Origin of the sequence: Elstera litoralis, assembly GCF_000963705.1 — a bacterium.
Taxonomy (GTDB): domain Bacteria; phylum Pseudomonadota; class Alphaproteobacteria; order Elsterales; family Elsteraceae; genus Elstera; species Elstera litoralis.
In genome coordinates, this window is sequence record NZ_LAJY01000473.1 from 1 (window position 1) to 2,304 (window position 2,304).

Annotated in this window: 2 protein-coding genes and 1 pseudogene; all 3 read left to right on the forward strand. The window is 58.0% G+C overall.

The genetic code is table 11. The annotated features are described in order from the left end of the window. Positions 1 to 129 precede the first annotated feature (129 nt). Positions 130 to 528, forward strand: a pseudogene (locus VZ95_RS29800) (dihydroxy-acid dehydratase domain-containing protein); the annotation flags it as partial. 100 nt (positions 529 to 628) lie between these two features. Continuing rightward, entirely contained in the window at positions 629 to 1,858 is a 1,230-nt protein-coding gene (locus VZ95_RS15980) for a dihydroxy-acid dehydratase (protein WP_456297706.1), read from the forward strand. Positions 1,859 to 2,069: 211 nt separating this feature from the next. Beyond that, a partial coding sequence (locus tag VZ95_RS29375; protein ID WP_156995348.1) for an MCP four helix bundle domain-containing protein occupies positions 2,070 to 2,304 on the forward strand: 235 nt, incomplete at its 3' end.

Here is a 2,304-nt window from a genome sequence, read left to right on the forward strand (position 1 = left end):
AAGGGCACCTGCGTAGGACTGCCGCAGACGGGTCTGGTATGACTAGGAGGATACTCTGTCTGGATGTAAGCTTGTCAAGACAAATAGACATGTTGTAAGACAAATAAAACCCAATCGGAGGAAATCTCGATGTCCGTCAAATCGCCTAAGGATCTGCGCAGTTTTCGCTGGTATGGCGTCGATGATCTGCGCTCCTTCGGCCACCGCTCGCGCACCAAGCAAATCGGCTATTCGGTGGAAGATTTCGCCGGAAAGCCAGTGATCGGCATCATCAATACCTGGTCCGAAGCCAACCCCTGCCATATCCATTTGCGCCAGCGCGCCGAGGAGGTGAAGCGCGGCGTGTGGCAGGCGGGGGGCTTTCCCATCGAAATTCCGGCGCTGTCGCCCGGCGAAACCATGATGAAGCCAACCTCGATGCTCTATCGCAATTTGCTGGCGATGGAAGTGGAGGAGTTGGCGCGCTCCAACCCGCTCGATGGGCTCGTGCTGCTCGGCGGGTGTGATAAGGCGATTCCGGCGCTGCTGATGGGGGCGGCGAGCATGGATCTGCCATCCATCGTCGTGCCCGCCGGGCCGATGCTGCGGCGGCCATTGGCGTGGCGACGTGCTGGGCTCCGGCTCGGACGTGTGGAAATATTGGGACGAACGCCGCGCCGGCAAAATTGGCGCGACCGAATGGGGCGAAATCGAAGATGGCATCGCCCGCTCCTTCGGCACCTGCATGACGATGGGCACCGCCTCCACGATGGCCTTTGCCGCCGAAGCGATGGGGATGACGCTGCCGGGAGCCGCCGCGATTCCCGCGCCCGATTCGTCTCACGCCCGCATGGCCTCGGCCTCCGGGCGCTGCATTGTCGACATGGTCTGGCAGGACCGCAAGCCGAGCGATATCGTGACCCTGGCCGCGCTGGAAAATGCCGTGCGCACGGTGATGGCCTGCGGCGGCTCCACTAATGCCATTGTGCATTTCCTCGCGCTCGCCGGGCGCTTCGGCCTGCCGGTGGATCTGGCGCGGCTCGACGCGATTTCGCGCGAAACGCCGCTGATCCTCAATCTGCGCCCGTCGGGCAAATATCTAATGGAAGACCTCTATTACGCGGGCGGCTCGCGCGCCGTGCTTAACCGCCTGGGGCCGCTGTTGGCGCTCGACGCGCTCACGGTGAACGGCAATAGCCTAGGCGATAATGTGGCCGGGGCCGAAGTGCTGAGCGACGATATCGTGAAACCGCTCGATCAACCCATGCTGGCCGAAGGCGGGCTTGCCGTGCTCTCCGGCAATCTCGCGCCGCAAGGGGCGGTGATTAAGCATAATTCCGCCAGCGCCCATCTGCTCACTCATACCGGCCCGGCGCTGGTGTTCGAGGATTATAACGATATGTCGGCGCGTATCGATGCCCCCGACCTGGACGTAACCGCCGATAGCGTGCTGGTGCTGCGTCAAGCCGGGCCGCTGGGCGGGCCGGGGATGCCGGAATGGGGCATGCTCCCCATGCCGAAGAAGCTGCTTCAGCAAGGCGTGCGCGATATGGTGCGCTTGTCCGACGCGCGCATGTCGGGCACCTCCTACGGCACCTGCGTGCTGCATATCACCCCGGAAAGCCAACTCGGCGGGCCGCTCGCGCTCGTGAAAACCGGCGATCTGATTAAGCTCGACGTGCCCGCCCGCCGCTTGGATCTATTAGTTTCCGAAGCAGAACTGGCCGCGCGCCGCGCTGATTGGACCCCGCGTGAGATCATCTACCCGCGCGGCTACGGCATGCTCTACGCCCAGCACGTGACGCAAGCCGACAAGGGGTGCGATTTCGATTTTCTGGAGCGGACGGCAGGAAAAGTGCCGGAGCCGGAAATTCACTAGAAAAATAGATTAACTTTCAGTTATGCGTGTTTAAGATACCCGTCTTTCTAAAAGGACGGGTATCTTGCTTTTAGTCTATATTGAACATTATTGGTTTTACTTATTCGTTAATAATGAAATTTAATTTCAAATTATGCGATGCTGTACTGTATAGCCTGAAGGGTTAGGGTATGAAACACCTCTCCCATCAAAATTTTCGAGCGAGACTACAATGAAGACGATATCGATTCGAACGAAATTGATTCTGTCAATTCTAACATTATCGCTTGTATTAATCCTATCATCGCTGATCGGTGTATTGAAGCTATCGGATACACGCAATTCACTGGATGCGGTTATTTCCCAACATGTTCCAAACTTCATGCTGCTTCAGGAAATAAGATCGGAAATCTTGGCGTTCAGGATTGCCGAGGCCCAACATATTCTCGCCTTTGACTTTCAAGATA